At 70.9% G+C, this 22,458-nt stretch carries 23 protein-coding genes and 1 pseudogene; 11 read left to right on the forward strand and 13 right to left on the reverse strand.

What is annotated here, in order from left to right; translation table 11 throughout:
- Positions 1 to 17 precede the first annotated feature (17 nt).
- The 5 genes from fabF to IF09_RS0102450 form a co-directional block, all read right to left on the reverse strand.
- Positions 18 to 1,283, reverse strand: coding sequence for a beta-ketoacyl-ACP synthase II (gene fabF / locus IF09_RS0102430; protein ID WP_030291416.1), 1,266 nt, complete (start codon positions 1,281 to 1,283; stop codon positions 18 to 20).
- A 79-nt stretch (positions 1,284 to 1,362) separates the two neighbouring features.
- The gene (locus IF09_RS0102435) at positions 1,363 to 1,611 is read right to left on the reverse strand and encodes an acyl carrier protein (protein WP_030291417.1); all 249 of its coding nucleotides are present in this window, start codon (positions 1,609 to 1,611) and stop codon (positions 1,363 to 1,365) included.
- Between the two features lie 58 nt (positions 1,612 to 1,669).
- Positions 1,670 to 2,674 (reverse strand): ketoacyl-ACP synthase III, encoded by a 1,005-nt coding sequence (locus IF09_RS0102440; RefSeq protein ID WP_030291418.1) that lies wholly within the window; start codon positions 2,672 to 2,674, stop codon positions 1,670 to 1,672.
- Positions 2,675 to 2,693: 19 nt separating this feature from the next.
- Positions 2,694 to 3,611 carry an ACP S-malonyltransferase gene (locus IF09_RS0102445; protein ID WP_030291419.1) on the reverse strand — a complete coding sequence of 306 codons (918 nt, stop codon included), beginning with the start codon at positions 3,609 to 3,611 and terminating at the stop codon, positions 2,694 to 2,696.
- A gap of 89 nt (positions 3,612 to 3,700) precedes the next feature.
- Positions 3,701 to 4,906, reverse strand: a complete 1,206-nt coding sequence (locus tag IF09_RS0102450; RefSeq protein ID WP_030291420.1) for a PucR family transcriptional regulator — start codon at positions 4,904 to 4,906, stop codon at positions 3,701 to 3,703.
- 80 nt (positions 4,907 to 4,986) lie between these two features.
- Between IF09_RS0102450 and IF09_RS0102455 the strand changes: the two genes are divergently transcribed.
- Positions 4,987 to 5,640 (forward strand): pirin family protein, encoded by a 654-nt coding sequence (locus tag IF09_RS0102455; RefSeq protein WP_030291422.1) that lies wholly within the window; start codon positions 4,987 to 4,989, stop codon positions 5,638 to 5,640.
- Between the two features lie 27 nt (positions 5,641 to 5,667).
- On the opposite strand, the gene IF09_RS0102460 is transcribed toward IF09_RS0102455, so the two are convergent.
- Entirely contained in the window at positions 5,668 to 6,486 is an 819-nt protein-coding gene (locus tag IF09_RS0102460; protein WP_030291423.1) for a serine hydrolase domain-containing protein, read from the reverse strand.
- Positions 6,487 to 6,556: 70 nt separating this feature from the next.
- Between IF09_RS0102460 and IF09_RS0102465 the strand changes: the two genes are divergently transcribed.
- Both IF09_RS0102465 and IF09_RS0102470 read left to right on the forward strand, forming a co-directional pair.
- Positions 6,557 to 6,964, forward strand: a complete 408-nt coding sequence (locus tag IF09_RS0102465) for a MerR family transcriptional regulator (RefSeq protein ID WP_234320870.1) — start codon at positions 6,557 to 6,559, stop codon at positions 6,962 to 6,964.
- Positions 6,961 to 7,977, forward strand: coding sequence for an aldo/keto reductase (locus IF09_RS0102470; protein ID WP_030291425.1), 1,017 nt, complete (start codon positions 6,961 to 6,963; stop codon positions 7,975 to 7,977). The genes IF09_RS0102465 and IF09_RS0102470 overlap by 4 nt, the downstream gene beginning before the upstream one ends.
- A gap of 57 nt (positions 7,978 to 8,034) precedes the next feature.
- Here the strand turns inward: IF09_RS0102470 and IF09_RS0102475 are convergent, their stop codons facing one another.
- The 4 genes from IF09_RS0102475 to IF09_RS0102490 form a co-directional block, all read right to left on the reverse strand.
- Positions 8,035 to 8,886, reverse strand: coding sequence for a DUF4429 domain-containing protein (locus IF09_RS0102475; protein ID WP_030291426.1), 852 nt, complete (start codon positions 8,884 to 8,886; stop codon positions 8,035 to 8,037).
- Between the two features lie 75 nt (positions 8,887 to 8,961).
- Complete coding sequence (locus IF09_RS0102480; RefSeq protein WP_037633905.1) at positions 8,962 to 10,113, reverse strand: alpha/beta hydrolase; 1,152 nt, start codon at positions 10,111 to 10,113, stop codon at positions 8,962 to 8,964.
- A gap of 168 nt (positions 10,114 to 10,281) precedes the next feature.
- A complete protein-coding gene (locus IF09_RS0102485; RefSeq protein ID WP_030291428.1) occupies positions 10,282 to 10,926 on the reverse strand; it encodes a TetR/AcrR family transcriptional regulator in 645 nt (214 codons plus the stop codon).
- Between the two features lie 62 nt (positions 10,927 to 10,988).
- Positions 10,989 to 11,306 carry a hypothetical protein gene (locus IF09_RS0102490; protein WP_030291429.1) on the reverse strand — a complete coding sequence of 106 codons (318 nt, stop codon included), beginning with the start codon at positions 11,304 to 11,306 and terminating at the stop codon, positions 10,989 to 10,991.
- Here IF09_RS0102490 and IF09_RS0102495 point away from each other — a divergent pair.
- Positions 11,305 to 11,706 carry a peptidase inhibitor family I36 protein gene (locus tag IF09_RS0102495; RefSeq protein WP_030291430.1) on the forward strand — a complete coding sequence of 134 codons (402 nt, stop codon included), beginning with the start codon at positions 11,305 to 11,307 and terminating at the stop codon, positions 11,704 to 11,706. The genes IF09_RS0102490 and IF09_RS0102495 overlap by 2 nt on opposite strands.
- Here IF09_RS0102495 and IF09_RS46710 read toward each other — a convergent pair.
- Together IF09_RS46710 and aceE are read right to left on the reverse strand one after the other, a co-directional pair.
- Entirely contained in the window at positions 11,703 to 12,536 is an 834-nt protein-coding gene (locus tag IF09_RS46710) for a potassium channel family protein (RefSeq protein WP_324606836.1), read from the reverse strand. The two genes, IF09_RS0102495 and IF09_RS46710, sit on opposite strands and share 4 nt — an antisense overlap.
- A 102-nt stretch (positions 12,537 to 12,638) precedes the next feature.
- Positions 12,639 to 15,227: pseudogene (gene aceE, locus IF09_RS0102500) on the reverse strand (pyruvate dehydrogenase (acetyl-transferring), homodimeric type); the annotation flags it as partial.
- Positions 15,228 to 15,673: 446 nt separating this feature from the next.
- Here aceE and IF09_RS0102505 point away from each other — a divergent pair.
- The 6 genes from IF09_RS0102505 to IF09_RS0102530 all read left to right on the forward strand — a co-directional run bounded on the left by IF09_RS0102505 (position 15,674) and on the right by IF09_RS0102530 (position 20,222).
- Complete coding sequence (locus IF09_RS0102505; protein ID WP_030291432.1) at positions 15,674 to 16,099, forward strand: DUF3052 domain-containing protein; 426 nt, start codon at positions 15,674 to 15,676, stop codon at positions 16,097 to 16,099.
- Positions 16,100 to 16,249: 150 nt separating this feature from the next.
- On the forward strand, positions 16,250 to 16,708 hold the full coding sequence (locus tag IF09_RS0102510) for a peroxiredoxin (protein WP_030291433.1): 459 nt from the start codon (positions 16,250 to 16,252) through the stop codon (positions 16,706 to 16,708).
- A 190-nt stretch (positions 16,709 to 16,898) separates the two neighbouring features.
- On the forward strand, positions 16,899 to 17,474 hold the full coding sequence (locus IF09_RS0102515; protein ID WP_030160471.1) for a TerD family protein: 576 nt from the start codon (positions 16,899 to 16,901) through the stop codon (positions 17,472 to 17,474).
- 157 nt (positions 17,475 to 17,631) lie between these two features.
- The gene (locus IF09_RS0102520; protein ID WP_030291434.1) at positions 17,632 to 18,207 is read left to right on the forward strand and encodes a TerD family protein; all 576 of its coding nucleotides are present in this window, start codon (positions 17,632 to 17,634) and stop codon (positions 18,205 to 18,207) included.
- 25 nt (positions 18,208 to 18,232) lie between these two features.
- The gene (locus tag IF09_RS0102525) at positions 18,233 to 19,348 is read left to right on the forward strand and encodes a DUF475 domain-containing protein (protein WP_030291435.1); all 1,116 of its coding nucleotides are present in this window, start codon (positions 18,233 to 18,235) and stop codon (positions 19,346 to 19,348) included.
- A gap of 133 nt (positions 19,349 to 19,481) precedes the next feature.
- Positions 19,482 to 20,222, forward strand: coding sequence for a TerD family protein (locus tag IF09_RS0102530; RefSeq protein WP_030291436.1), 741 nt, complete (start codon positions 19,482 to 19,484; stop codon positions 20,220 to 20,222).
- A 96-nt stretch (positions 20,223 to 20,318) separates the two neighbouring features.
- On the opposite strand, the gene IF09_RS0102535 is transcribed toward IF09_RS0102530, so the two are convergent.
- A complete protein-coding gene (locus tag IF09_RS0102535) occupies positions 20,319 to 21,089 on the reverse strand; it encodes a TerD family protein (protein ID WP_030291437.1) in 771 nt (256 codons plus the stop codon).
- 194 nt (positions 21,090 to 21,283) lie between these two features.
- Here IF09_RS0102535 and IF09_RS0102540 point away from each other — a divergent pair, with 194 nt between their 5' ends.
- A complete protein-coding gene (locus IF09_RS0102540) occupies positions 21,284 to 22,450 on the forward strand; it encodes an HpcH/HpaI aldolase/citrate lyase family protein (RefSeq protein WP_030291438.1) in 1,167 nt (388 codons plus the stop codon).
- Positions 22,451 to 22,458: the final 8 nt, after the last annotated feature.

The following is a 22,458-nucleotide window of genomic DNA, read 5'->3' on the forward strand; positions in this document are numbered from 1 at the left end:
GCGCCGGTTCAGGCGCACTAAACAGTACGGAACGCGAGCGTCACGTTGTGGCCGCCGAAGCCGAACGAGTTGTTGATCGCGGAGATCGGGCCGTCGGCCGGCAGCTTGCGCGGCTCGCCGACGACGATGTCCGCGTCGATGTCCTCGTCGAGCTCGTCGACGTTGATGGTCGCCGGGGCGATCCGGTGGTACAGCGCGAGCACGGTCGCGACGGTCTCGATACCGCCGGCGCCGCCCAGCAGGTGACCGGTCATCGACTTGGTCGCGGAGATCGCGATGTGGTCGAGGTCGTCGCCCAGGACCTTGCGCAGGGCCTTCAGCTCGGCCGTGTCACCCTGCGGGGTGGACGTGGCGTGCGCGTTGAGGTGGACCAGCTCGGCCGGGTCGAGACCCGTGTTGTCGAGCAGGTTCTGCACCGCGGCCGCGACACCGCGGCCGGTCGGCTCCGGCTGCGCGATGTGGTGGCTGTCCGCGGACAGGCCCTGGCCCAGCACCTCGCAGTAGACCCGGGCGCCGCGCGCGGCGGCGTGCTCGGCGGACTCCAGGACGACGACGCCCGCGCCCTCGCCGAGGACGAAGCCGTCGCGGGCCTTGTCGTAGGGGCGGGAGGCCTGCTGGGGGTTCTCGTTGTTCTTGGACATCGCCATCATGTTGGCGAACGCGGCGATCGGCAGCGGGTGGATCGCCGCCTCGGTGCCGCCCGCGACGACCACGTCGGCGCGGCCGGTACGGATCATCTCGACGGCGTAGCCGATGGCCTCGGCGCCCGAGGCGCACGCGCTGACCGGAGTGTGCACGCCCGCCTGGGCGTTGACCTCCAGGCCGACGTTGGCCGACGGGCCGTTCGGCATGAGCATGGGGACGGTGTGCGGGGAGACCCGGCGCACACCCTTTTCCTTCAGTACGTCGTACTGGTCGAGCAGGGTGGTGACGCCGCCGATACCGGAGGCGATCACGGTGCCCAGGCGTTCGGGCGCGATGGCCGCGTCCTCGCCCGCCGGGGCGGTGTAGCCGGCATCGGCCCAGGCCTCACGGGCGGCGATGACGGCGAACTGGGCCGACCGGTCCAGCTTGCGGGCCAGCGGGCGCGGCAGGACCTCGCTCGGGTCCACGGCGACCGGGGCGGCGATACGGACCGGGAGTTCGGCGAAGCGCTCGCCCTCGAGGGGCTTGACGCCGGAACGACCGGCGAGCAGACCTTCCCAGGTCGAAGCGCTGTCGCCACCCAGCGGAGTGGTTGCGCCGATACCGGTGACGACCACGGTGCGATTGGTCGGGCTCACAGGAATTCTTTCTCCACGTCTCAGGGGGTGCTGAATTGTCACGGCGCCACCGCCAGGTGGCGACAAACGCTCGTCAGGCTCAGGCCTGGTGCTTCAGGATGTAGTCCGCGGCGTCGCCGACCGTCTTGAGGTTCTTGACGTCCTCGTCCGGGATCTTGACGTCGAAGCGCTCTTCGGCGGCGACGACGACCTCGACCATGGAGAGCGAGTCGACGTCCAGGTCGTCGGTGAAGGACTTCTCCGACTCGACGTCCTCGACGGGGATGCCGGCGATCTCGTTGACGATCTCCGCGAGACCCTCGATGATCTCTTCCTGCGTGGCGGCCATGTGGCGCTCCTTCTATAGCTAACTGGGTGAAGCAGGCCCGGGATGTGGATCCCGGGCCCTAGGGGAGGGTAACGACCGTCGCGGCGTAGACGAGTCCCGCCCCGAAGCCGATGACGAGCGCGGTGTCGCCGCTCTTCGCCGCTCCGGTCGCCAGGAGCCGCTCCATAGCGAGCGGGATCGAGGCGGCCGACGTGTTGCCGGTGGTCTCCACGTCACGGGCGACCGTGACGTGCTCCGGCAGCTTCAGAGTCTTCACCATCGAGTCGATGATCCGCATGTTTGCCTGGTGCGGGATGAAGACGTCCAGGTCCTCCGCGGTGATCCCGGCCGCGTCGAGCGCCTGCTGGGCCACCTTGGCCATCTCGAAGACGGCCCAGCGGAAGACCGCCTGGCCCTCCTGCGTGATGGCCGGGAACTTCTCGCCGCCGTCCTTGCCGAGGTACTCGTCCCACGGCACGGTCTGCTTGATCGTCTCGGACTTGTCGCCCTCCGAACCCCACACCGTGGGGCCTATGGCCGGCTCGTCCGAGGGGCCGACGATCACGGCGCCGGCGCCGTCGCCGAACAGGAAGGCCGTCGCGCGGTCCTCCAGGTCGGTCAGGTCCGACAGCCGCTCCACGCCGATGACGAGGACGTACTGGGCGGAACCTTCCACCACGAGGCCCTTGGCGAGGGTCAGTCCGTACCCGAAGCCGGCGCAGCCCGCGGAGATGTCGAACGCGGCGGGCTTGACCGCTCCGACCCGGTGCGCGATCTCGGTCGCGACGGCCGGGGTCTGCTTGAAGTGCGAGACCGTCGAGACGATCACGGCACCGATCTGCTCCGGCGAGACGCCCGCATCGGCCAGCGCCTTGCCGGCGGCCTCCACCGACATCGCGGCGACCGTCTCCTGCGGCGAGGCCCAGTGCCGGGTCGCGATGCCGGAGCGGGAGCGGATCCACTCGTCGGACGAGTCGATCGTCTCGAGGATGACCTCGTTGGAGACCACGCGGGTCGGGCGGTAGCCGCCGACGCCGAGGATGCGGGCGTACGGGGAGCCCTTGGCAGGCTTGATCTTCGACATGCTGTGTGGGCTCCTTCTCTCAGGCCGCGTGCTCGGCAACGAGTGCCGCGGCCTTCTCGAGATCGTCCGGCGTCTTCAGGGCCACGTTCGGCACACCCTTGAGCGCGCGCTTGGCCAGACCCGTCAGAGTGCCACCCGGGCTGAGCTCGATGATCCCGGTGACGCCCAGCTCGCGGAACCGCTCCATGCACAGGTCCCAGCGGACCGGGTTCGCGACCTGGCCGACCAGGCGGGCGACGACGTCGGCGCCCGCGGTGACGACGTGGCCGTCCTTGTTCGAGACGTACGTCAGCTCCGGGTCGGCCGGGGTGAGGGCCTGCGCGGCCTTCTCCAGCGTGGCGACCGCAGGAGCCATGTGGTGCGTGTGGAAGGCGCCCGCGACCTTGAGGGCGACGACCTTCATGGAGCCCTCGGGCTTGTCGGCCACCAGGGCCTCGATCTGCTCCATCGTGCCCGCGGCCGCGATCTGGCCGGCACCGTTGATGTTGGCCGGGGTCAGCCCCAGCTTCTCCAGGTGCGCGACGACCACGTCCTGGTCGCCGCCGAGCACCGCGGCCATGCCCGTCTCGGTGACGGCGGCGGCCTCGGCCATGGCCAGGCCGCGGGTCCGTACGAACGACAGCGCGTCCACCTCGGACAGCACACCGGCGTACGCGGCGGCGGTGATCTCGCCGACGCTGTGGCCCGCGACGGCGCCGAAGGCCGTACGGGCGCCGAGCGCGGAAGCGGACAGGAGACCGGCGGCCACCAGCAGGGGCTGGGCCACCGCCGTGTCGCGGATCTCGTCCGCGTCGGCCTTCGTGCCGTAATGGGCAAGGTCGAGCCCGATGGCGTCGGACCACTCGGCGACGCGGTCAGCGGCGCCGGGAAGGTCGAGCCAGGGAGTCAGGAAGCCGGGCGTCTGTGCGCCTTGGCCGGGAGCGACGAGTACGAGCACCCTCACACTCTCTCTTGTGGATGGTCCCGCCCGCCCGTGGGGACAGGGACGAAGAACCGTCGGGGTAATTGTTGATGTCCGACAAAAGTCTAGGACTGCTGATCGCCGTCGGCCAGACGCCCGAGGATCAAGGCGATCCGCAGCGTGAACGCGGAGCGGACATCGGACGGTGACCAGCCGGTGACGTCGGTCACACGTCGGAGCCGGTAGCGCACCGTGTTCGGGTGTACGAACAACATCCGTGCGGCCCCTTCCAGGCTGCTCGCCTGTTCCAGATACACGCTCAGCGTCTCCAGCAGCGCCGACCCCGCCTCTTCCAGCGGTCTGTAGATCTCCTCCACCAACTGCTCCCGGGCGGAGGGATCCGACGCGATCGCTCGCTCGGGCAGGAGATCGTCCGCGAGCACCGGCCGAGGGGCGTCCTGCCAGGCCGTGCACGCCTTCAGCCCGGCGGCCGCGGCCTGCGCCGACTTGGTGGCGTTCAGCAGGTCCGGAACCACCGGACCGGCCACCACCGGACCCGCCGCGAAAGGCCCGATCAGCGACTTCGCCACCTGGATCGGGTTGTCGCTGCCGCCCGCGATCACGACCAGGCGGTCACCGAGCACACCGGTGAGGACCTGCAGCTTGTGGTGCCGGGCCGCGCGCCGGATCGCCTCGACCGTCAGCTCGCTGTCGCCCTCCGGCGCGGTGCCCAGCACCACGCACACGTGCTCCGGCGAGTTCCAGCCGAGCGCCGCGGCCCGCGACAGCGCGCCCTCGTCGGCCTCGCCGGACAGCACCGCGTTCACGACGAGGGACTCCAGGCGGGCGTCCCACGCCCCCCGCGCCTCGGCGGCCTGCGCGTACACCTGGGCCGTCGCGAACGCGATCTCCCGGGCGTACACCAGCAGCGCCTCGCGCAGGATCGACTCGTCGCCCGGGGCCGCGACCTCCTCGATCGCGGCCTCCATGACCTCGATCGTCGTACGGACCATCTCCACGGTCTGGCGCAGCGTGATCGCCCGGGTCAGCTCGCGCGGAGCCGTCCCGAAGACGTCCGTCGAGATCGCCTGCGGGGTCTCCGGGTGCCGGAACCACTCCGTGAACGCGGCAATGCCGGCCTGGGCGACCAGGCCGATCCAGGACCGGTTCTCCGGGGGCATCGCCCGGTACCACGGCAGGGTCTCGTCCATGCGGGCGATCGCGTTGGCGGCGAGCCGGCCGGAGGACTTCTCCAGTCGACGCAGCGTCGCGGCGTGCGGATGGGCGGGAGCGGGATGCGCGGGGGAATGCTCACGTTCGGCTTGGGGCACGGGACAAGACTGCCTTATCGGGACGGCGGCGCGGAGTCCGGTCCCACGGCTGCGTTCCGCCGGGGGGCTACCGTGACCCCATGATTGACGTACGCCGCGGGGCCGACCGGTACGGAGGCGGGGATCCGGACAGCGGGATCACCACCTTGCACGCCTTCTCCTTCGGCCGGTTCTACGACCCGGACAACGTGCGCTTCGGACCGGTCCTGGCCTGCAACGAGGAGACCCTCGCCCCGGGGGCCGGCTTCGACGAGCACCCGCACCGTCACACCGAGATCGTGACCTGGGTCGTCCAGGGTGAGCTCACGCACAAGGGCAGCACCGGCGAGAGCACCCTGGTCCGGCCCGGCGACGTGCAGCACCTCCGCGCCGGAACCGGCGCCCGGCACATCGAGCGCAACGACGGCGCGGTGCCGCTGCGCTTCGTGCAGATGTGGCTCGCGCCCCTCGCCTCCGGCGGGGAGCCCTCGTACACGCTCGTCCGCGGGATCTCCGACGGCACCCCGTACGAGGTCCCCGCGGCCGGCGCCGTCCTGCACGTGCGCAGGCCCGGCGCGGGCGAGCGGGTCACCTTGCCGGCGGCGGAGCGGGTCTACCTGCACGTGGTCCACGGGGACCTGCGCCTGGACGGGGAAGAGCTCGGACCCGGGGACGCGGCGCGGATCACCGGCGAACAGGGCCTGGAGATCGTCGCCGGGTCCCCGGGCGAGCTGCTGATCTGGGAACTGCCCTAGGGGGTGCCGTCAAAGCAGCGTCCCGCCTCACCTCCCGGCGAGCTCGGCGAGGACCGCGTCGGTGAACGGGGGCCAGGCCTCCACGGCCCACGGGCCGAACGCGCGGTCGGCCAGCGCCACACACGCGGCGCGCGCGTCGGGGTCCACCCACAGGAAGGTGCCGGCCTGCCCGAAGTGGCCGAAGGTGCGCGGCGAGGACGAGGCGCCCGTCCAGTGCGGGGCCTTGCCGTCCCGGATCTCCAGGCCGAGCCCCCAGTCGTTGGGGGACTGGATCCCGTACCCCGGGAGCACGCCCTTGAGGCCCGGGTGGACCACGGAGGTGGCCTCGGCGACCGTACGGACGTCGAGCAGCCGGGGCGCCTGGAGCTCCGCGGCGAAGCGGACCAGGTCGGAGACGGTCGAGACGCCGTCCTTGGCGGGCGAGCCCTCCAGCGTCGTCGACGCCATGCCGAGCGGCTCGAACACCGCCTGGTGCACGTACTGCGCGAAGGGGATTCCGGTGGCCTTGGTGATGTGGTCGCCGAGCACCTCGAAACCGGCGTTCGAGTACAGCCGGCGCGTGCCGGGCGCGGCCATCGCGCGGTGCTCGTCGAAGGCCAGCCCGCTGGTGTGCGCGAGCAGGTGACGGACCGTCGAGCCCTCGGGTCCGGCAGGCTCGTCCAGCTCGATCGCCCCCTCCTCGTACGCGACGAGTGCGGCGTACGCGGCGAGCGGCTTGGTCACCGAGGCCAGCGCGAAGCGGTGATCGACGGGCCCGTGCGCGCCGGCCAGGCTCCCGTCGGCGCGTACGACGGCCGCCGCGGCGGTCGGAACCGGCCAGTTCTCGATGATCCGCAGACTCTGCAGGGTTTCCACGCTCTCCATGCGACCGAGCCTACTTGCTTGGAGTGCACTCCAAGGTTTTAGCGTGGTCGCCATGAGCCTGACGCAGACGCGGTACACGATCAGCGAGGTAGAGGCCCGGACCGGTCTGACCCAGCACACCCTGCGCTGGTACGAGCGGATCGGCCTGATGCCGCACGTGGACCGCTCCCACTCGGGACAGCGCCGGTTCACCGACAAGGACCTCCACTGGCTGGCCTTCGTGGGCAAGCTGCGCGCCACCGGGATGTCGGTGGCCGACATGGTCCGCTACGCGGAACTCGTGCGCGAGGGCGAGCACACCGTCGACCGGCGCCGCGAACTGCTGGAGCGGACGCGGCGCGAGGTGCGCACGCGCATCACGGAGCTGACCGACGCGCTCGCCGTACTGGACTTCAAGATCGGCATGTATTCCACGGCCGCAGGCACGGTCACGACCGCGGGGAAGGCGAACGAGCAATGACGCAGGACCACACCATCGAGCAGGCCGAACTCGGCAAGGGCGGCCCGCGGGTCGGTGTCCAGGGCCTCGGCTGCATGGGCATGAGCGAGTTCTACGGGGACACCGACGAGGCGGCGGCCCGCGAGACCCTGGACGCGGCCCTGGCCGCCGGGGTCACCCTCTTCGACACCGCGGACGTCTACGGGCGCGGCCGCAACGAGGAGTTCCTCGCGCCGTTCGTGGCCGCGCACCGGGACGGGATCACCCTCGCCACCAAGTTCGCCGTCGAGCGCACCGACGACCCGCAGTACCGGGCCATCCGCAACGACCGCGCGTACATCCGCCGGGCCGTGGAGGACAGCCTGCGGCGGCTGCGGACCGAGGTGATCGACCTCTACTACATGCACCGGCGCGACCCGGCCGTGCCGTTCGCCGAGTCGGTGGGCGCGATGGCCGAGCTGGTACAGGAGGGGAAGGTGCGCCACCTGGGGCTCAGCGAGGTCACCGGCGCCGAGCTGCGCGAGGCGTACGCGGTGCACCCGATCGCGGCGCTCCAGTCGGAGTGGTCGCTGTTCAGCCGGGACGTGGAGCGCAGTGCGGTGGGTGCGGCGGCGGAGCTGGGCGTGGCCTTCGTGCCGTACTCGCCGCTCGGGCGCGGCTTCCTGACCGGGGCGTTCGCGGACGCGGCGGAGCTGTCGGCCGGCGACTTCCGGGCCTCCCAGCCCCGCTTCACCGGCGACAACGCCAAGGCCAACGCGGCGCTGCTGGAGCCGGTGCGCCGGATCGCGCAGGCGCACGGGGCGACCCCGGGGCAGATCGCGCTGGCCTGGGTGCACCAGCAGGCGCAGGTGCACGGGCTGACGGTGGTCCCGATTCCCGGCACCCGCAAGCCGGGCCGCCTCGCGGAGAACACCGCGGCGACCCGGATCATCCTGACGCCGGCGGAGCTGGCCCTGCTGGAGCCGATCGCCGCCCAGGTCGCGGGCGACCGCTATCCGGACATGAGCTCGACCTCGGCGGCCCGCGAGAACTAGTCGGCGCGACCGCGCCGGGCCCCGCGCCGGGGCAACCGGCGCCGGGCCCGGCGGAGGTCAGGCGTCGGCGGCGAAGCGGTCGCGCAGGGCCGCGTACTCCGCGTCCGTCAGCAGGCCCGCGCTGTACAGCTCGCCCAGGTGGTGCAGGCGTTCGTCCGTGCGGGCCGCCGGGACCGAGGCCACCGGGGTGCGGCCGCGCAGGGCGGCGAGGACGGCCGCCGCGAACGGCAGCGACTCGTGCACCGCCCCGTATCCGACGCCGAACACCGCGGCCGCCAGGTCGTGGTCGGGCCTCGGTTCTCCGGTGCTGTCCCGCAGGAGCAGCCGCAGGTGGCCGCCCGGCTTCTCCGGCGAGCTCCACTCGACGCCGGTCAGCGCGGACAGCGGGTAACGCTGGTCGCCCGCCTTCCACTTGGTGCTGGTGGCGCCCGTACGCGACCAGTGGAACGTGACGGCCGAGCCGTCGAAGCCCAGCCGCGCGTCGTACGCCTTCAGCTGCAGCGGCGGCTGCGGCACCGGGACAAGGAAACGTTCCGCCGGATCGGCCGCATCCGGACCCAGCCGGGCCCGTACGGCGTCCGCGAACTCGGCCGCCTGCGCGGCCCGGTCCGCCGGCAGCACCAGCCGGTACGGGTCGCAGGCCGCCCGCAACTGCCCCGCGGCGGCCTCCATCAGCGGATCCGCGCCCGTCCGCGGCACGGCGTGCAGGACCACCGCGTCCCGTTTCCCCCCGGACCCGGTCGTGTTCACGGTCACCCCCGACAACGCCTCGAAGGGGATCCGCCGCGCCCCGAGGGCATGAAGGAGTCTCGGAGTCCTCGGCGTTCTTATCCCCCGTGCGAAGCGGATGAGCACCGAGTCCGAGTCGAACTCCCAGACGGCATGGTTTCCGGCCAGTACGTCACCCATGCGGCACATCGTAAGGGGACGTACCCCTGCGCGTCCCCCTCGGCGCAGAGCCCGTTTTCCGAGGCTCTACACGTGTCAGTCCCCGTCTGTCCCGGAAATTCCACGGCGGCACGCATCGTCGCCGGTCGCGCACACAACGGAAGTGAACGTACCGGTTCCGATTTTGGCGAAGTTGTCCAGGGATCCGGTACCTGGCTCGAAATAGCCGGTGTGGAGCTTCGCCCCGGCCGACGACAGCAGGCGCGATCCGAAGTCCGGCGACACCGGGTCCGCCCCGTGGCCGACCCCGCCGACCTCCAGGTGCGGTACGTCCGCGATCCAGTCCCCGGCGTCCCGCGTCGCCCACACCCGCGCCGACGTGTGCAGTTCGGCCACCGAGCCCGCGCGCATCCCGGGACTGCCCGCCACCACCACGTCCGTCACCCGTTCCGGCAGGGCGTGCGCGGCGACCCCGCACACCACCGAGCCGTAGCTGTGGCAGAACAGCGCCACGCTCGCATCGCCGGGCAGCGCAGCGGCCAGCGACTCCAGCCGCACGGCCCCGTCCACCGCCATCCGGCCGGTCGCCGCGTCCATGCCGACCCCGGTGGGCGCGGTGTAGCCGGCCCAGGCGATGACCGCGGTCCGGCTGTCGGGAGCCGCCGCGCGCTGGGCCTCGTACAGCGACTGCGCCATGCCGACGGGTGCGATGAGACGGCGCTGCGTGCGCTCGAAGGTGAGCACGTCGGTGTCCACTCCGGGGACGACCACCGAGATCCGGCCGGCCCGGTCGAGGTCGCCGAACACCTCTGCGACGCGGCCGCCGCCGGTGGGGTCGAAGGCGAGGATCTGCCGGCCCGGCTCGGCCAGGGAGGCGAAGCGGTGGGAGCGGCGGCCGGCCGTGGCGCGGTCGGCCGGGGTCAGGCGGACGTCCCGGCTGCGGGCCTCGTCCACGCGCGCGGCCTGCTCCAGGCCGCGCAGGTTGGCCCGGTAGCGCAGCGCGGCGGGCGCCCCGTCGAGGTTGCCGACGACCAGGGGGTACCCCTCGGCGAGCCGGGCCCGCTGGGAGCCGTCGAGCTCGGCGAAGAACCGGGCGACCGTCCGTACGGGGGCGTCGGCGGCCGGCACCGGCCGGCCGTCGATGCGGGCCGTGGACCAGGAGGCGAGGGCGGCGGCGCGCAGGGAGGTCCCGGCGTCGGGCCGGTGCACGGCGGTCCAGCCGGTGGTCGCCAGCATGATGAAGACCACCGCGAGCGCGAGCAGGGTGCGCAGGGCGGCGGGGCGCGGGTCGGCGGCGAAGGCGGTGGAGTGGGCGAGGCCGGGCAGGTTCACTGGGACCAGCGTAGGAGACCGGATCCGGGCACGGCGCCCGGGGTGACCGGGTTCACGGCCGACCGTGGGACCCCCTACGGAGGTTCAGCGCCAGTCGGCGGCAAGCGCCGGGCCGATCTGGTCAAGGCAGGCCTCGGTCATCCGCCGGATCGAGGCCACGCTGGCGTCCTCTCCCCGCCCCCACAGGCGGCCGGTGACCCTCATCACTCCGTAGAACGCGGCGACCGCCAGCCGGGGCCGCGGGTCGGTGTCCACGTCCAGGCCCTCGCGCTCGGCGATCAGCCGGGCGATGCGTTCCTCCAGCCCGGTCGAGCGGCGCAGGTGGACGGCGAGCAGCGCCGGGGTCGACTCGATGAGCCGGTACGTCCGCATGTAGAGGTCGACGGGGACCACGCCGCAGAGCGCCTCGTCGAGGGTGTCCCAGGCGCCGAGCACGGCGCCCCGCAGCGCCTCGAGGGGGCCCTCGGCGGGCGGCCGGGAGCGCAGCGCGGCGACGAAGTGCGACTCGACCAGGTCCTGGACGGCGAAGGCCACCTCCTCCTTGTTGGCGAAGTACCGGAAGAAGGTCCGCTGGGAGACGTCCACGACGTCGGTGATCTCGTCGACGGTGGTGCGCTCGTACCCCTGCTCGACGAACAGGAGGAGGGCGGCGCGCACCAGCGCGTCCCGGGTGCGCCGCTTCTTGCGTTCGCGAAGCCCGCGCGCCGGGACCGGCCGCTCGTCGGTCATCACCGGAGGTGTCCTTCCCGCATGCTGCGCATGCCGAATCCGACGCCGAGTGAGCGGTCAGGTTACCCGTGACGGACCCGGCGGCCACTGTCCGTTAACCCGTTGGTGAGGGCCGTGGCCGCCACCGCCGTCCCGGCCGGCAGCCCGATCGGGGACAACCGGGAGCGGGCAGAGCCGCCCCGCTCGCCGCAGGCCACCGCACCCGCGTCAACCAGGTGCGTACGAGAGCCCCGCGGGACGGCTGCGGCGGGGCCGTCGCCTATCAGGGTGGACCCGCCCACGGCCCCTTCCGCCCGGCCGTCCTCGCAGGTCAGCGTGGGGTCCGAGGCGCCCCGGAACCGGTCCGGGGAGCCCCGGTCCACAAGGAGTTGACCTGTCATGCGTACGAGTTCACCCGCACGGTCCACCACCGTCCTCGCCGCGGCCTTCCTGGCCCTCGCCGCGTTCGTCCCGAGCACGGCAGGCACCGCACACGCCGCCGGCCCGCCGCCGGGCAAGGCCCCCGCCTGCGCCACCGGGCAGCTGTGCCTGTGGGCGAAGCCGGAGTTCAAGGGCACCCGCCATGCCCACGAGCTGAGCACCATGGACATCAACAGCTGTACGGCACTGCCCGCCGGGACCAGCGCCCAGTCGCTGGTCAACCGCACCGGACGGCCGGTGACCACCTACCAGTCGGCCGTGTGTGCCGAGACCGGCGAGTTCCAGACCTACCCGGGCGACGGGGTCCAGCTGCCCCAATCGCTCTACCTGGTCCGGGCCTTCAAGGTGTGGGAACGCTAGTGCGCCGCCGGGGCCGCTTCGGGCACATGGGCCGGTACGTCGGCCCCCGCGCCCGGAGTGGCCCCCGCGCCCGGAGTGGTCCCCGCGCCCGGGGCGACCGTTCCGCCGAGGCGACCGATCTCGGCGCGCAGCGCCCGTACCTCCGCGGCCAGTTCGGCGATCGCGGCGGTCTGCGCCCGCTCCACCCGGTCGTCGCGGTCGAAGCGGGAGATGAACCAGGCCGCGATGTTGGCGGTGACCACACCGAGCAGGGCGATCCCCGACAGCATCAGCCCCACCGCGAGCACCCGGCCGAGCCCGGTGGTGGGGGAGTGGTCCCCGTACCCGACGGTCGTCATGGTGGTGAAGCTCCACCACACGGCATCGCCCAGGTTCTTGATGTTGCCGTCGGGCGCGTCCCGCTCCACGCTCAGCACGGCGAGCGAGCCGAACATCAGCAGCCCGACCACCGCCCCCGCCACGTACGTGGTCAGCCGGATCTGCGGGGCCATCCGGGCCCGCCGGCCCACCAGCAGCAGCGTGGACACCAGCCGCAGCAGCCGCAGCGGCTGGAGCATCGGCAGCAGCACCGCGACCAGGTCCAGCCAGTGGGTCCGGACGAACGCCTTCTTCGCCGTCGACAGGCCCAGCCGCATCAGGTAGTCGGCGGCGAACGCCCCCCACACCACCCACTCGGTGAGCGTGCACGCCCGGTGCACCCGGTGGTCCGCGTCGGGGACCACGATCGGGACGGCGTACGCGACGGCGAAAGCGATGGCTAGCACGAGCAGCGGGGTCTGGCTCCGCCGCTCCCACCGCAGCTGGCGGGAGGGTTGCTTCATACAGAGCATCGTAAGGAACAGGTAAAGCCTGACGGGCCGCACGGACCCGCGCAGGGCCGCAGTGACCGGGGCAACGGCGGCGGGCCGGGGCGCACTCCCGCGCCCCGGCCCGTCGATGTGGAAGAAGCGCCGGGCCGCGCCCCGCGTGTCCGCGAAGCCGAAGCCGTCCGCACCCAGCGAGGTGTAGGCGCCGGGCACCCACCGCGAGATCTGGTCCGGGACGGACCGCATCCAGTCCGAGACCGCCACGAACGGCCCCTCCGCACCCGACAGCTTCCGCGTCACGTACGGGACGCGCTGCTCCTCCTCCGGGTGGAGCAGGTTGTGCTCCTCCACCTCGACGGCGTCGCGGCGCAGCTCGTTCCAGGAGGTCGCCGACCAGACGTCCGCCCGGACGTTCCACTCCTCGGCCAGGATCCGCTGGGCCTCCAGCGCCCACGGCACCGCCACGCCCGAGGCCATGATCTGCGCCCCGATGGAGCCCGCCGAGCCCGTGGACACCCGGTGGATGCCCTTGAGGATCCCCTCCACGTCGACACCGGCCGGCTCGGCCGGGTGCTGGATCGGCTCGTTGTAGACGGTCAGGTAGTAGAAGACGTCCTCGGCCTCGGGCCCGTACATGCGGCGCAGGCCGTCCTGGACGATGTGCGCGATCTCGTACCCGTACGCCGGGTCGTAAGCCACGCAGCCCGGGTTCGTCGACGCCAGCAGCTGGGAGTGACCGTCGGCGTGCTGCAGGCCCTCACCCGTCAGGGTGGTCCGGCCGGCGGTCGCACCCAGGACGAAACCGCGCGCCAGCTGGTCGGCCATCTGCCAGAACTGGTCACCCGTGCGCTGGAAACCGAACATCGAGTAGAAGACGTAGACCGGGATCAGCGGCTCGCCGTGCGTCGCGTAGGCCGAACCCGCGGCGATCAGCGAGGCCGTGCAGCCCGCCTCCGAGATGCCGTCGTGCAGCATCTGGCCGGTCGGCGACTCCTTGTACGCGAGCAGAAGGTCGCGGTCGACCGCCTCGTACTGCTGGCCCAGCGGGTTGTAGATCTTGGCGCTCGGGAAGAACGCGTCCATGCCGAACGTGCGGTACTCGTCCGGGGCGATCAGCACGAAGCGCCTGCCGATCTCCTTGTCCCGCATCAGGTCCTTCAGGATGCGCACGAACGCCATGGTCGTGGCGATCGACTGCTGGCCCGAGCCCTTCTTGGCCGCCGCGTACGCCTTGTCGTCCGGCAGCTGCAGCGGCTTCGCGCGCACCACACGGGTCGGCACGTAGCCGCCCAGCGAGCTGCGGCGGTCGTGCATGTACTGGATCTCCGGCGAATTGCGGCCCGGGTGGTAGTACGGCGGCGCGCCGCCCTCCAGCTGCGCGTCCGTGATCGGGATGTGCAGACGGTCGCGGAAGCGCTTGAGGTCGTCGACCGTCAGCTTCTTCATCTGGTGCGTCGCGTTGCGGCCCTCGAAGTTCGGGCCGAGCGTCCAGCCCTTGACCGTCTGCGCCAGGATCACCGTCGGTTGGCCCTTGTGGGCCTTGGCCGCCGCGTACGCCGCGTAGATCTTCTTGTGGTCGTGGCCGCCGCGGCCCAGGTGCAGCAGCTGCTGGTCGCTCATGTTCTCGACCATCGCCCGCAGCCGCTGGTCGTCGCCGAAGAAGTGCTCGCGGATGTACGCGCCCGTCTCGGTGGCGTACGTCTGGAACTGGCCGTCCGGCGTCGAGTTCATCCGGTTGACCAGGATGCCGTCGCGGTCCTGCGCGAGCAGCGGGTCCCAGGAGCGGTCCCAGATCAGCTTGATGACGTTCCAGCCGGCACCGCGGAACTGCGACTCCAGCTCCTGGATGATCTTGCCGTTGCCGCGCACCGGGCCGTCGAGCCGCTGCAGGTTGCAGTTCACGACGAAGGTCAGGTTGTCCAGGCCCTCGCGCGCCGCGATCGACAGCTGGCCGAGCGACTCCGGCTCGTCCATCTCGCCGTCGCCGAGGTACGCCCAAACGTGTGACTTGGAGGTGTCGGCGATCCCGCGCGCCTCCATGTACCGGTTCATCCGGGCCTGGTAGATCGCGCCGAGCGGGCCGAGGCCCATCGAGACGGTCGGGAACTCCCAGAAGTCCGGCATCAGCCGCGGGTGCGGGTAGCTGGACAGGCCGTACGGGGCCTTCGACTTCTCCTGCCGGAAGGCGTCGAGCTGCTGCTCGGAGAGCCGGTCCAGGAGGTAGGCGCGCGCGTAGATGCCGGGCGAGGCGTGGCCCTGGAAGAAGATCTGGTCGCCGCCGTCGCCCTCGTCCTTGCCCCGGAAGAAGTGGTTGAAGCCCACGTCGTAGAGGGAGGCGGAGGAGGCGAACGTGGCGATGTGGCCGCCGACGCCGATCCCGGGACGCTGGGCGCGCGAGACCATGACGGCCGCGTTCCACCGGGTGGCGTTCAGGACCTTGCGCTCGATCTCCTCGTTGCCGGGGAAGAAGGGCTCGTCCTTGGTGGCGATCGTGTTGACGTAGTCCGAGCTGCGCATCTCGGGTACGGCCACGCGCTTCTCGCGGGCCCGCTCGATCAGCCGCAGCATCAGGTAGCGGGCGCGCTCACGGCCCCGCTCGTCGACGGCGGCGTCCAGGGAGTCGAGCCACTCCTGCGTCTCCTCCGGATCGAAGTCCGGGACCTGGCTCGGCAGGCCGCCAATGATGATCGGATTGCGATCGGATGCGGAAGCCACGCTGTTCCTTCGCTGTCAGGGGAGTCGTGCCATGGGGTTTCGCCGCCTCCCATCGTCTTACTCTCGGTCGGAATCGTCACCTGTACCGCTGGGTAATCACCGGAGTCGCGGCGATTCGGGGCGCCGTCGGCGGCCGGTCCGGCCGAATCGCAACCTTACGCTCAAGATGATCAGCTGGTTCGGAAGCCCGTTCGTCCCTCAAACAGGTAGGAAAGCCCTCCGGAGTCGCCGATGATGCCGAATGACCTGGAATGGTGTGGGATGAATCACCAGACGTGCGCACGGGAAGGCTGAAAGTTGCGGCGAGACGGCCGTAATCGTCACCGTTTCGACGGTCTCGGCGGCAGGGTACTTGCGCGATCCGCCGCGCCCGTGTGGACTACGCCCAATGCTGCGCGTACGCGCGCCGCCGAAGACATTCACCGAACATGAGCAGGAGGCACCCCGTGAGCGCGACCGCGGACCACGCGGAGAGCCTGGCCGCCCGGCTGGGTTTCCAGTCCGAACAGGTGGTCCAGGAGATCGGCTACGACGAGGACGTCGATCAGGATTTCCGTGACACCGTCGAGAAGCTCGTCAGCGAGCTCGCCGACGAGGACTACGACGACGTCGCCGACGCGGTGTTGCTGTGGTTCCGCGACGAGGACGGCGATCTGACGGACACCCTGGTCGACGCGACCGAGCTGGTCGAGGAAGGCGCACTGATCCTGCTGCTGACCCCCAAGACGGGCCGTGACGGCTTCGTCGAGGCCAGCGACATCAGCGAGGCCGCCACGACCGCCGGCCTTTCGCTTGCCAAGGGTCTGCCCGTCGGCAAGGAGTGGACCTCCACCAAGCTGGTGACGCCGAAGGCCGCCAAGTCCAAGCGCTGAGCCGCGCCCCGCAGCCAAGCGGACACGCACCCCGTCGGCCGGATTCCCACCCGGTCGGCGGGGTGCGTGCGTTCCGGGCCCCTGATCCCCATAGGCTGGACCCACCCGAACAGCCCAATGCAGGGATGCAGGAACGAAGGGATGCGAGAGATGGCGATCGAGGTCGGCAGCAAGGCCCCGGACTTCGAGCTCAAGGACAACCACGGCGCGACCGTGCGGCTCTCCGACTTCCGGGGGGAGAAGGCCGTGGTGCTGCTCTTCTACCCGTTCGCCTTCACGGGGGTCTGCACCGGCGAGCTGTGCGAGCTGCGCGACCAGCTGCCGCGGTTCCAGAACGATGACGTCCAGCTCCTCGCGGTCTCCAACGACTCCGTGCCGACCCTGCGGGTCTTCGGCGAGCAGGAGAACCTGGACTACCCGCTGCTGTCGGACTTCTGGCCGCACGGCGAGACCTCCCGCGCGTACGGCGTCTTCGACGAGGAGAAGGGCTGCGCGGTCCGCGGCACCTTCATCATCGACAAGGACGGCATCGTGCGCTGGACCGTCGTCAACGGCCTGCCCGACGCGCGTGACCTGAACGAGTACATCAAGGCCCTCGACAGCCTCTGAGCCGGCCCCGGGCCGGGCTCGGGGCCCCGTCGGGGACCCCGGGCACTTGGTGCACTTCCAGCGGGTTCCGGGAACTGTTCACCGGGAAAGACGCCGGCAGGCGGGAACCCGTCACTAGGATCGAAACGTTGATCCCGGTAGAAACCGCACGACGGGGCACCGCCCCACACATGAACCCAATGGAGGACCCGTGGGAGTCAGCCTCAGCAAGGGCGGAAACGTCTCGCTGACCAAGGCCGCGCCGAATCTGACGGCGGTCATCGTCGGTCTGGGCTGGGACGCTCGCACCACCACCGGCGTCGACTTCGACCTCGACGCCAGCGCGATCCTGACCAACGACCAGGGCAAGGTCGCCAACGACTCGAACTTCGTGTTCTTCAACAACCTGAAGAGCCCGGACGGCTCGGTCGAGCACACCGGTGACAACACCACCGGTGAGGGCGAGGGCGACGACGAGGCCATCAAGGTGAACCTGGCCGGCGTCCCGGCCGATGTCGCCAAGATCGTCTTCCCGGTCTCGATCTACGAGGCCGAGAGCCGCCAGCAGAGCTTCGGCCAGGTCCGCAACGCGTACATCCGCGTGGTGAACCAGGCCGACAACTCCGAGCTCGCCCGCTACGACCTCTCCGAGGACGCCTCGACCGAGACCGCCATGGTCTTCGGCGAGCTGTACCGCAACGGTGCGGAGTGGAAGTTCCGCGCCATCGGCCAGGGCTACGCCTCCGGCCTGCGCGGCATCGCCCAGGACTTCGGCGTCAACGTCTGAGCCTGCCAGCAGTCACCCGTCCGGCGCCGTGCACTGTGTGTACGGCGCCGGACGTGCTTTGCAACGATCCACCGGCCGAGCTCACCGGCCGGGACTCAACGCCGGCCCGCCATGCGGGCGCGCCGCGATCACCACGTCGTCCGGGGAGGACCACAACATGGGCGTCACACTCGCCAAGGGGGGCAACGTCTCCCTCTCCAAGGCCGCACCGAACCTCACCCGGGTCCTGGTCGGTCTCGGTTGGGACGCGCGCTCGACCACGGGGGCCGATTTCGACCTCGACGCCAGCGCGCTGCTGTGCCGCGACGGCCGGGTCCTGGGGGACGCGTACTTCGTCTTCTACAACAACCTGAAGAGCCCCGAGGGCTCCGTCGAACACACGGGGGACAACCTCACCGGCGAGGGCGAGGGCGACGACGAGTCGATCCTCATCGACCTGACCAAGGTGCCGGTCGAGGTCGACAAGATCGTCTTTCCGGTCTCGATCCACGAGGCGGAGGCCCGCCGCCAGAGCTTCGGCCAGGTCAGCAACGCCTTCATTCGCGTGGTGAACGAATCGGACGGCCAGGAACTGGCCCGCTACGACCTCACCGAGGACGCCTCGAGCGAGACCGCAATGATCTTCGGCGAGGTCTACCGGTACGGCGGCGAATGGAAGTTCCGCGCAGTGGGGCAGGGGTACGCGTCGGGGCTCCGGGGCATCGCTCTAGACTTCGGGGTCAACGTTTCGTAAAGCCGTACAAGACGATGGGGTGCCAGTGGTTCTCAAAACCTTCGGCTGGTCGTTCGCAGTCACTGCGCTCGGTCTGGTCGCAGCGGTGTTCTACGGGGGGTGGACCGGATTCGGGATCGTCGCGATCCTGTCCATCCTTGAGATCTCGCTGTCCTTCGACAATGCGGTGGTCAACGCCGGAATCCTGAAGAAGATGAATGCCTTCTGGCAGAAGATCTTCCTCACGGTCGGCGTGCTCATCGCCGTGTTCGGCATGCGCCTGGTCTTCCCCGTCGTGATCGTCGCGGTCACCGCCGGCATCGGCCCCATCGAGGCCGTCGACCTGGCGCTGAACGACAAGGACATGTACGAGCAGCTGGTCACGGACGCCCACCCGGCGATCGCGGCCTTCGGCGGCATGTTCCTCCTGATGATCTTCCTCGACTTCATCTTCGAGGACCGGGACATCAAGTGGCTCGCGTGGCTCGAACGCCCGCTCGCCAAGCTCGGCAAGATCGACATGCTGTCGGCGTGCATCGCGCTGATCGCCCTGCTGATCACGTCCATGACCTTCGCCGCCCACGCCCACCAGCACGGCGGGGCCCACGTGGACAAGGCGCAGACCGTCCTGGTCTCCGGCATCGCCGGTCTGATCACCTACATGGTCGTCGGCGGGCTCTCGGGCTACTTCGAGAACCGCCTCGAAGAAGAGGAAGAGGCCGAGCACGAAGCGGAGGAAGCGGCCAAGAAGAGCGGCAAGCCCGTCTCGGCCGTCGCCATGGCCGGCAAGGCCGCCTTCTTCATGTTCCTCTACCTCGAAGTCCTCGACGCCTCCTTCTCCTTCGACGGGGTCATCGGCGCCTTCGCCATCACCAACGACATCGTGCTGATGGCCCTCGGCCTCGGCATCGGTGCCATGTACGTCCGGTCGCTCACGGTCTACCTGGTCCGCCAGGGCACCCTCGACGACTACGTCTACCTCGAGCACGGCGCGCACTACGCCATCGGCGCGCTCGCCGTGATCCTGCTCGTCACCATCCAGTACGAGATCCACGAGGTCATCACCGGCCTCGTCGGCGTGCTGCTCATCGCCTGGTCCTTCTGGTCCTCGGTGCGCCGCAACAAGCGGTTGGAACTGGAGGGTTCCGCCGCCGAGGCATGATCACGGCGGTAATGCGGAACGCTCCATCTGCGGGGCGGCCGGGCTGGTCTGCGGACCTTCCCGGCCGCCCCGTCCGCGTACAGGCCACGCTGTCCGAAAAGCGCTGTCCGCACAGCACGAGGGGGGTAGGGGAATGGGATTCTTCGACGGGATCAGGGGCAGCCGGGCCCTGCAGTTCGACTCGGGCGGCGCCTCGGCGGCGATCGAGCTGACCAAGCGGCATCCGACGGTGTCGCTCACCAAACAGGGGGCGGTCCACGGCAACCTCCGGGTCAACCTGTCCTGGCGCATGCGCAGCTCGGACATCGGCGGCCGCGGCGGAGGCGAGGGCGGCCGGCTCCTGCGCCACCCGTTCAAGCTGTTCAAGCCCGACATGGTGCAGGCGCACACCCAGGGCATGGTCAACGTCGACCTGGACCTCGGCTGCCTCTACGAGCTGGCCGACGGCACCCGGGGCGTCGTGCAGCCCCTGGGCAACCTCCACGGCGACATCAACAGCCCGCCGTACGTGAAGCTCAGCGGCGACGACCGGTTCGGGGCGCCCTCCGGGGAGACGGTCTTCGTCAACCTCGACCACGCCGACGAGATCAAGCGGCTGCTGGTGTTCGTCTACATCTACGACCAGACCCCGGCCTTCGACCGGACGCACGCCATGGTCACCCTGTACCCGATCACCGGGCCGCGGATCGAGATCCCGCTGGAGGAGCGGCAGCCGCAGGCCCGCTCCTGTGCGGTGCTCACCCTGGAGCACGTGAAGGGCGAGCTGATCGTGCGGCGCGAGGTGAAGTTCGTGTACGGGTTCCAGGCCGAGCTGGACCGGCTGTACGGGTGGGGCCTGCAGTGGGGGCGGGGCTACAAGAGCACCAAGGCCTGAGCGGGAGGCGTGACCGGGCCCCGCGGGACCCCTGACCGGGACCCCTGGCGGGGCGTCCCTGACGGGGCCCCGCGCGGGCCCCGGTCAGGCGGGGCGTCAGCGGCGGATGAACTGCGGGCCCTGCACCGGCAGCCGGAACGTCGGGTCGCCGCCCGGCACCGGCACCGGGGCCGGGGACACCGGCTGTGGGTACCCGTACGCCGGCTGCGCGGCCGGCGGGGCCTGCGTCAGTGGCGCCGGCGGGGTCGGCGGGCGCATCGCGGCCGTCTGCTCGGCGGTCGGCCCGGCGGCGGCCGCGGACCCGGACGAGCCCTCGGCGGCGTTCTCGTCCACGGAGATCCCGTGGTCGGTCGCCAGTCCGACGAGGCCGTTCGAGTAGCCCTCGCCCAGCGCGCGGAACTTCCACCCGTCGCCCCGGCGGTACAGCTCCCCGCAGATCAGGGCCGTCTCGGCGCCGGTCTCGGGCCGTACATCGAAGTGGGCCAGCGGCTCGGAGCCGCCGGTCGCCGTGGCGTCGTACAGCAGGATCCGCAGGTCCCGGACCCGCTCGAACGGCACGTCCTCGGCCGAGGCCACCACCAGGACCCGGTCCACGACCGGCGGCACCGCGCGCAGGTCCGCCTGCACGGCATCGGTGATCCCGTCGCCGAGCTGCTTCTTGCCGAGCCGCCAGACGGACCCCGAGGGATGGCGGGGCTGGTTGTAGAACACGAAGTCCTCGTCCGAGCGCACCCGCCCGTCCGGGCCCACGAGCAGCGCCGAGGCATCGACGTCCGGCACCTCGGGGCCGCCGGTCCAGCGCAGCACCGCCCGGACCGCCACGGCGGTCACCGGGATGTTCGAGCCCTTCTGCATCGCGTGCGTCATGCCCGTCATCCTGCCCTCCCGGGGCGGCGCGGAACAACGCGGCCCCCCGCAGGGCCTTGTCCCGGACGAAAGTCCTGGGCATGGTGCAAGAGGGTTACCTGAACTTCATGTGCTTGAGGAACTCTTGACTCATATTCGTACGTACTATTACCGGCCATGCCAGTTGGGCCGCCGAGGCAGTACGGGGGAAGCACATGCGTCACTTTGGGCACGTATCGCCCACCGTCCGTAAGGACCTCTTCCACCAGGAGCCGGCCGAGTTCACCGCAGCCTCGCCCGCCCGCATTCTCGCCGCCGCCCTCGGAGCCACCCTCTACAGCCCCGCCACCCGCCCCCACCTCGCCGGGGACGTCCACAAGCAGGCCGGCCGCGGAGTCGTCTCCATGGTCCTCTGCCTGGAGGATTCCATCAGCGACGCCGAGGTCGCGGGCGCCGAGGACAACCTCGTCCGGCAGTTCGCCGCCCTCGACGCCGAGGGCGGGGAGCTCCCGCTCCTCTTCATCCGGGTCCGCACCCCCGAGCAGATACCCGACCTCGTGCGCCGCCTCGGCGGCTCCGCACGAAGACTGGCCGGATTCGTACTCCCCAAGTTCACCGAGAACCGCGGAACCGCCTTCCTCGACGCCGTGGCCCAGGCCGAGGCGGACAACGGACAGCACCCGCTGTACGCGATGCCCGTCCTGGAGACCCCCGACCTCCTCCACCTCGAAACCCGCGTCGAAGCCCTCGCGGGCATCTCCCGCACCGTCAACCGGTACCGCGAGCGCGTCCTGGCCCTGCGCCTCGGCGTCACCGACTTCTGCTCGGTCTACGGACTGCGCCGCACCCCGGACATGACCGCCTACGACGTCCAGATCGTCGCCGGAGTGATCGCCGACGTGGTGAACGTGCTCAGCCGCGCCGACGGCACCGGCTTCACCGTGACCGGACCCGTCTGGGAGTACTTCCGCAGCCAGCAGCGCCTCTTCAAGCCCCAGCTGCGCCGCAGCCCCTTCCTCGAGGAAGGGGCCGAGGAACTGCGCACCACCCTCATCGAGCACGACCTCGACGGGCTGCTGCGCGAGATCGAGCTCGACCGGGCCAACGGACTCCTCGGCAAGACCTGCATCCACCCCGCCCACGTCACGCCCGTCCACGCACTGTCGGTGGTCTCCCACGAAGAGTTCAGCGACGCCCAGGACATCCTGCGCCCCGAGCGCGGCGGCGGCGGAGTCATGCGCTCCGCCTACACAAACAAGATGAACGAAGTGAAGCCCCACCGGGCCTGGGCCGAGCGCACCATGCTGCGCGCCGAGGTCTTCGGTGTGGCGAAGGAGGAGGTCGGCTTCGTCGACCTGCTCACGGCCGGGCTCCAGGTGTGAGTCCGCCC

The organism is Streptomyces katrae (assembly GCF_000717655.1).
Taxonomy (GTDB): Bacteria; Actinomycetota; Actinomycetes; order Streptomycetales; family Streptomycetaceae; genus Streptomyces; species Streptomyces katrae_B.

Coding starts and splice junctions, on each gene's coding strand:
- IF09_RS0102455 (WP_030291422.1), top strand. CDS start 4,987: ATGATTGACGTACGCCGCGGGGCCGACCGGTACGGAGGCGGGGATCCG.
- IF09_RS0102490 (WP_030291429.1), bottom strand. CDS start 11,306: ATGACAGGTCAACTCCTTGTGGACCGGGGCTCCCCGGACCGGTTCCGG.
- IF09_RS0102530 (WP_030291436.1), top strand. CDS start 19,482: ATGGGATTCTTCGACGGGATCAGGGGCAGCCGGGCCCTGCAGTTCGAC.
- IF09_RS0102435 (WP_030291417.1), bottom strand. CDS start 1,611: ATGGCCGCCACGCAGGAAGAGATCATCGAGGGTCTCGCGGAGATCGTC.
- IF09_RS0102470 (WP_030291425.1), top strand. CDS start 6,961: ATGACGCAGGACCACACCATCGAGCAGGCCGAACTCGGCAAGGGCGGC.
- IF09_RS0102440 (WP_030291418.1), bottom strand. CDS start 2,674: ATGTCGAAGATCAAGCCTGCCAAGGGCTCCCCGTACGCCCGCATCCTC.
- IF09_RS0102485 (WP_030291428.1), bottom strand. CDS start 10,926: ATGACCGACGAGCGGCCGGTCCCGGCGCGCGGGCTTCGCGAACGCAAG.
- IF09_RS0102475 (WP_030291426.1), bottom strand. CDS start 8,886: ATGGGTGACGTACTGGCCGGAAACCATGCCGTCTGGGAGTTCGACTCG.
- IF09_RS0102520 (WP_030291434.1), top strand. CDS start 17,632: ATGGGCGTCACACTCGCCAAGGGGGGCAACGTCTCCCTCTCCAAGGCC.
- IF09_RS0102540 (WP_030291438.1), top strand. CDS start 21,284: ATGCGTCACTTTGGGCACGTATCGCCCACCGTCCGTAAGGACCTCTTC.
- IF09_RS0102535 (WP_030291437.1), bottom strand. CDS start 21,089: ATGACGCACGCGATGCAGAAGGGCTCGAACATCCCGGTGACCGCCGTG.
- IF09_RS0102510 (WP_030291433.1), top strand. CDS start 16,250: ATGGCGATCGAGGTCGGCAGCAAGGCCCCGGACTTCGAGCTCAAGGAC.
- IF09_RS0102495 (WP_030291430.1), top strand. CDS start 11,305: ATGCGTACGAGTTCACCCGCACGGTCCACCACCGTCCTCGCCGCGGCC.
- IF09_RS0102465 (WP_234320870.1), top strand. CDS start 6,557: ATGAGCCTGACGCAGACGCGGTACACGATCAGCGAGGTAGAGGCCCGG.
- IF09_RS46710 (WP_324606836.1), bottom strand. CDS start 12,536: ATGCTCTGTATGAAGCAACCCTCCCGCCAGCTGCGGTGGGAGCGGCGG.